Here is a 5546-nt window from a genome sequence, read left to right on the forward strand (position 1 = left end):
TACACCAGCCGCGCGCCCGGTTTGCCCTGATTAGGTTCGCGGTGTTGCAGCAGGCGGCCTTCGGCGTCGTAACCGTAGTGCACTTCGCCGCGCAGCGCGTCGCTCACCCCGGCCAGCTCGCCGCGGCCGGTATAGCGATAAGCGCGCCACAGCACGCCGTCTTCCGGCCGGGTCAGTTTGTCGTGGCCGAAGGCGCTGCTCTGCCAGCTGCGGCGGCCCATGGCGTCGTAACGCCGCTGCTGCTGCAGCGCCCCCTGGCTGCGGCCGGTTTCCCGGTGCAGGCGATCGCGGGTGAATTCGCTTACCACCTGCTGGTTGAATTTAATGGCGCTGGCGTGGCCGGAGCCGTAATACAGCCACTGCAGGCGATCGCCCTGCGGCAGCGTCAGCGCCTGCAGGTTAGCCAGCGCATCCCACTGGTATTGCAGCTCGCCGTTCACGCCCTGTTCGCCGAGCAGCCGCCCGGCGGCGTCATAGCGCATCTGCACGCTGTCCGGCTCGATGCCCAGCGCCGCACCGCTCGCCGTTGGCAGGCGGTTCAGCTCGCGCAGCCGCCCCATGGCGTCGAAGCGGTAATGCCATTCCGCGCTGGCGTTGCCGCGCCAGACCAGCTGCCCCGCCTCGTCGAAGCGGAAGCGCTGTTCGCGCTGCGTCAGCTCACCCGCGCTGCCAGGCAGGCCGACCTCGCGGTGCTCCTCCAACAGCCCGGCCGCGCCGTAGCGATAATAGTGGCGAGTGTCGTCCGGGCGCTCTTCGGCCAGCACGCGGCCCACCGCATCGTAGCTGAAGCGGTATTCGCCGCCGTTGCCGTTCTCCAGCCGCGTCAGCCAGCCCTGCGGGCTGTAGTGATAGCGTCGGGTGCGGTTGATGCGATCGGTGATGCTGACCGGCAGCCCCAGGGCGTTGTACTGCCAGCGGGTCAGGCTGCCCAGCGCGTCCTGATGTTCTGCCAGCTGGCCGTGTGCATTCCAGTTAAAGCGCTCTTCGCCGCCGTCCGGGTGGATCAGGGTGTGCAGGCGCCCGCCGTTATCCCACCGGTAGCGCGTCTGGTGGCCTTCGGCATCGGTCTGCGCCGTCAGTTGTCCCAGCGCATCGTAGGTATAAGCCGTGACGCTGCCGGAACAGTCGGTGTAACGCGTCAGCTGGCCGCGGGCGTCCCACTCCAGCTTCACTTCCCCGCCCAGCGCGTCGATCACGCCGGCCGGCAGGCTCTCTTCGTCATCCGGATAGCGGTACAGCGTGGCATTGCCCAGGGCATCGACATAGCGCGTCGGGCGCCCCAGCGTGTCCCAGTGCTGCGCTTCGCTGCTGCCGTCCGGGTACGCGACGGCGAACAGCCGACCGCTGTTGCGCGAATATTGATAGCGCGTCACGCGGCCGAGCGGATCGGTCTCCGACAGCAGGCGGCCGTAAGGATCCCATTCGCTCTGGCGCTGCGCGCCGCCGGGCAGCAGCACGCTGCACAGCTCGCCGCGTTGGTAGATAAAACCGTAGCGGCGCTGGTCGAAATCGGTGTACTGCGCCACGTTGTCGTCGTCATCCAGCCGCCACTCCACGCGCTTGCCGTCGCCGCGCACCGCGCTGCGGCGCCCGCCGGCGAAGTCATAGCCGAACTCCAGGGATTCTCCGGCGCTGTTGCGGTAGGCCGTTACGCGCGGCACGCCGTCGATCTCTTGCCATTGGTATTCGTTCAGCAACCCGGCGGCGTCCTGGTGGCTGATCATCAGCCCGTCGCGCCAGCCGAAGCGGCGCGTTACCTCACCGGCGCGGTTGCTCACCGTCGTCAGCTGGCCCTGCTCATCGTAGCCGTAGCGCGCCAGCGTCCGTTCGCCTTCGGCGGTTTGCAGCGCCACTTCGCGCAGGCGGCCCTGCGCATAGCGGCACATCAGGCGCTGCCCGGCGCTGTCCACCAGTTCGCTCAGCAACCCCTCGTCGTCGTAAAACAGCGAGGTAGCGTTGCCGATGGCGTCGGTGATCATGCTGAGCCGGCTCGGCTGGTCGCCCGCCAGCGGCGGGTAGTGGAAAATCTGTTCGCCGACGTCAAACAGCTGCCAGCTGCCGTCGTCGTTGTGCATCAGCCAGCATTTTTCGGCTTCGCAGTAGGTTTTGTGGCCGCGCGGTACCCTGGGGAAAGCGACGAAGTCGCCGGAAGGCGCGCGCCATACCAGGCCGTCCTGATACGGCTGCAGGCTGCTCTCCCAGAACAGGTTCCAGCCGCGGCCCAGTACGCCGTCGCCGGGGTTGCCGCTGCGCCAATAGCGCTGCCAGGCGACCGGCAGGCGCGAAGGCAGCACGAAATCGAGATCGTCTTCGCCGTCGAGGAATTTCTGGCCGCTGACGATATCCACCGGCCGGGCGATAATGCCGACGGCGGCGGTGGCGGTCATCAAGGTGCCGGCGCGGCAGGCGATGCGCGCCAGCTTGTTGATGCCGGGCAGCTTGCCCAACAGTTTGCCGAGCGCCCCCAGCTTGCCGGCGGCGCCGCCCACGCCGCCCACCAGGCCGGCGAACAGCAGCGTCAGGTCAGAGACCTTATACAGCCAATCCGGCACTTCGGGCTTGATCGGCAAGGTAGTGACGGTGCCGCCGCCGATAAACACGTTGGGCGAGCCTTCCATCACCTGCGCGTCGCAGTTGGTTTTGTCCCCCACGCGCGAGGCGGGCTGGCCGTTGATGCTGACCTTGTCGGAACCCTGCGCCATCTGCATGCTCGGGCCGTCGTCGCTGCAGGCCACCTGGCTGTGGGTGGCGAGCGCGGCGGGTTTGCCGTTGATGAAGACGTTGGGGGAGCCGGTGACGATATTGCCTTTGGGGGTCAGGCTACCGGCACCGGCGTCGGCAATGCCGTCGCGTGCCGCAGTGGCCGCCTCCCCGGTGAGATACCCCACCGCCACGCTGGCGCCGATGAGCAGCACGCCGACGCCGACACAAGAAGCCGCCAGGCCGGCGACGAACAGCGCACCCGCCGCCAATGCGCCTGCGGCGGCGATCAGGCCGCCGACAATGGTGCCGGCAATCATGCCGGCCAGGGCATGGGAATGCCCGATGGTATCGCCGACGCGAGCCGCTTCGGTCATCGTAAGGTCCTTTTACGTGGAGAGTTCATCGTTAGGCCGCCCGGTAGCTGCTCAGCACCTGCAACAGCAGCGCGTCGTCTTGCGGCGTCAGCTTGCGCGCCATCGCCAGGGTGAACACCAGCACCCGGCCCTCCGCCAGCGCGAACACCGCCTGGTTTTGCCAGATGCGCTTGCCGTCGCGCAGGTAGCTGGCGCGCACCCATTCACCGGCGGTTAATCCATCGCCCAGCGTCGCCGGCTCGCGGCTTTTGAACGCCCAGCCTTTCAGCCCCTGCGCCAGCGCGTCGAGCTGGCGGGTGACGTAGCCTTCCAGGTTTTCCGCCGGCTGCAGCGCATCGCGGGAAATATTGATTGAGGGGGAAACATCATCGCCGGCCAACAGCACGTTGACGGTGCGATCGGCATAGCCTTCCGGCAAAGCGACGCTGCCTTCGCTGAAAGCGCAGCGGGATAAAGCGGACATGCGAGGATCCTTTTGCATAAATAATGCTTAAGCATCGCATAACTTAGCCTTGAAATAAAACCATCAGGCACCGCTAATGTTGCGCGGCGTGACCGCGTTCACTGTGTACAAGGCCGTGGCCGGAACCTTGCCTGGGATCGGGCCGTAACATTACAGAATTATCTGAAACCGCCGGCGCGCCGACGCTCTGATTATGGCTATACTCGGCTATCGCCCGTTTTTCAGGAGATCAGGATGCTGAGATTCACCCGTAGCACGCTGCTGTGCGCCACGCTGGCCGCGTTCCCCGCCGCCGCCGAAACGCCGAAGTTCGGCCCGGAGCTGCAGGGTTTTCACTACCCTTATCCGTTGCAGCAGTTCAGCTTCACCTCGCAGGGGCAGCCGTTAAAAATGGGCTATATGGACGTGCCGCCGGAAGGCGCCGCCAACGGCCGCACCGCGCTGTTGCTGCACGGTAAAAACTTCTGCGCCGCCACCTGGCAGGACACCATCAAGGCGCTGAGCAAGGCCGGCTACCGCGTCATCGCGCCGGATCAAATCGGCTTTTGCTCCTCCACCAAACCTGCGCATTACCAGTACAGCTTCCAACAGCTGGCGCAAAACACCCACGGCCTGCTGCAGAACCTGAAAATAAGCCGGGCCATCGTCATCGGCCACTCCACCGGCGGCATGCTGGCCACGCGCTACAGCCTGATGTATCCGCAGGCAGTGGAGCAATTGGTCATGGTCAACCCGATCGGCCTCGAGGACTGGAAGGCGAAAGGCGTGCCGTGGCGCAGCGTCGATCAATGGTTCGAGCGCGAGCTGAACACCTCCGCCGAGGGCATCCGCAACTATGAGCAGCGCACCTACTACGGCGGCAACTGGAAGCCGGAGTACGATCGCTGGGTGGATATGCTGGCCGGGCTGAACAACGGGCCGGGCCATCGCCTGGTGGCGTGGAACTCGGCGCTGATCTACGACATGATCTTCACCCAGCCGGTGTATTACGAGTTCAAGGATCTGCAACCGCCCACCACCTTGATGATCGGCACCGCCGACACCACCGCCATCGGCAGCGATATCGCCCCGCCGGCGGTCAAGGCCAGGATCGGCCACTACGCGGAGCTGGGCAAACAGGCGGCGAAGCTGATCCCGCACGCCACGCTGATCGAGTTCGCCGGGCTGGGCCATGCGCCGCAAATGGAGGAACCGGCGCGTTTCCATCAGGCACTGCTCAAGGCGCTGCAGCCCTGAGCGGCCGGTTGGCGCAGCCGCCGCGCGGCGGCTAAACTTTCAGCTGGCACTCAACTGCAGGAAACAGCCATGCGACAGATTATTGCCAGCGCCTTCGTCAGCCTCGACGGCGTGATGCAGGCGCCTGGCCTGCCGGACGAAGACCGCAGCGGCGGCTTTCGCTTTGGCGGCTGGACCGCTCCCTACTGGGATGACGCCATCGCGGAAACGATGACCGAGCTTTTCTCCGCGCCGTTCGATCTGCTGCTGGGGCGGTGCACCTACGACATTTTTGCCGGTTACTGGCCGCAGATCACCGACGAGGCCGACCCGTTTTCCGCCGACATCGCCCGCGTGTTCAATCAGGCCACCAAGTATGTCGCCACCCACCACGGCGAGACGTTGGCGTGGGAAAACAGCCAGTGGCTGGGGCGGGATATCATCGCCCGGCTGCGCGAGCTGAAGCGCACCCAGGGGCCGGTGCTGCTGGTGCAGGGCAGCAGCACGCTGATGCAACAGCTGCTGGCCAACGATCTGGTGGACGAACTGCGCCTGCTCACCTACCCGGTGCTGCTCGGCGGCGGCAAGCGGCTGTTCGATGAAAACGCGGCGCCGGCGGCCTTTACGCTGGCCCAATCGGTGGTCTCGCCCGGCGGCGTGATCGTGGCCCACTACCGCCGCGCCGGCGCGGTGGCGACCGGCTCCTTCGTGGCGGAAAGCGCGGCGGCGGCTCAGCCGTAAAAAAAGGGCCGTTCGGCCCTTTTTTTTGGTTCATCGCGCTTTAGCGTGAA

At 66.0% G+C, this 5546-nt stretch carries 4 protein-coding genes; 2 read left to right on the forward strand and 2 right to left on the reverse strand.

Annotated features, from left to right (window positions below; genetic code table 11):
- Positions 1-3077, reverse strand: a 3077-nt coding sequence (locus tag HMPREF3138_RS11540; protein ID WP_038883784.1) for a PAAR domain-containing protein, incomplete at its 3' end; no start/stop codon positions are given.
- Between the two features lie 31 nt (positions 3078-3108).
- On the reverse strand, positions 3109-3540 hold the full coding sequence (locus HMPREF3138_RS11545; protein ID WP_033634486.1) for a DcrB-related protein: 432 nt from the start codon (positions 3538-3540) through the stop codon (positions 3109-3111).
- 234 nt (positions 3541-3774) lie between these two features.
- Here HMPREF3138_RS11545 and HMPREF3138_RS11550 point away from each other — a divergent pair, with 234 nt between their 5' ends.
- Both HMPREF3138_RS11550 and HMPREF3138_RS11555 read left to right on the forward strand, forming a co-directional pair.
- Positions 3775-4776 (forward strand): alpha/beta fold hydrolase, encoded by a 1002-nt coding sequence (locus HMPREF3138_RS11550; protein WP_070559058.1) that lies wholly within the window; start codon positions 3775-3777, stop codon positions 4774-4776.
- A gap of 69 nt (positions 4777-4845) precedes the next feature.
- Positions 4846-5496, forward strand: a complete 651-nt coding sequence (locus HMPREF3138_RS11555) for a dihydrofolate reductase family protein (protein WP_038874509.1) — start codon at positions 4846-4848, stop codon at positions 5494-5496.
- Positions 5497-5546: the final 50 nt, after the last annotated feature.

The sequence above is a fragment of the Serratia sp. HMSC15F11 genome (assembly GCF_001808215.1).
Taxonomy (GTDB): Bacteria; Pseudomonadota; Gammaproteobacteria; order Enterobacterales; family Enterobacteriaceae; genus Serratia; species Serratia nevei.